We start from the raw sequence: 609 nt of genomic DNA on the forward strand, positions 1-609 counted from the left end.
ACGGGGATGGTTCCTGTATCCGGCTGCGCCCGGAGCACCGCAATCACGTCTGGTCCTACGACTTCGTCGAGACGCGCACCCACGACGGGCGCAAGTTCCGGATGCTCAACGTCCTCGACGAGTTCAGCCGCGAGTGCCTGGCCATCCGAGTGGATCGCAAGCTCAAGGCGGCCGACGTGATCGATGTGCTGTCCGACCTGTTCATCCTGCGCGGCGTGCCGGCGCACATTCGGTCAGACAATGGTCCGGAGTTCATCGCCAAGTCGGTGCAGTCCTGGATTGCGGCCGTTGGCGCAAGGACGGCCTACATCACCCCTGGTTCGCCGTGGGAGAACGGATATGTCGAGAGCTTCAACGCACAGATACGCAACGAGCTGCTGAATGGCGAGATTTTTTACACGCTCAAGGAGGCGCAGATCATGATCGAGGGCTGGCGACGGCACTACAATACGGTTCGGCCGCATGGCGCATTGGGCTACCGGCCGCCAGCGCCAGAGGTGTTCGTGCCAGCTATAGCCGCTAGGCCGGCTGCACCGGCCAAGCTCGCCGTGGTCCAGCGACCAACCCTGCACTAACTTTGACCTTGGACCACCTCGTGGGGGCCGATCA

1 protein-coding gene is annotated in these 609 nt (G+C 62.7%); it reads left to right on the forward strand.

Annotated elements, in window-relative coordinates; all coding sequences use genetic code 11:
- Nucleotides 1–575: IS3 family transposase (locus tag ME121_RS32885; protein ID WP_059410350.1), on the forward strand; the 575-nt coding region annotated here is incomplete at its 5' end.
- Nucleotides 576–609 lie beyond the last annotated feature (34 nt).

Source organism: Methylobacterium sp. ME121 (assembly GCF_000974725.1).
GTDB classification, from domain to species: domain Bacteria; phylum Pseudomonadota; class Alphaproteobacteria; order Rhizobiales; family Beijerinckiaceae; genus Methylobacterium; species Methylobacterium radiotolerans.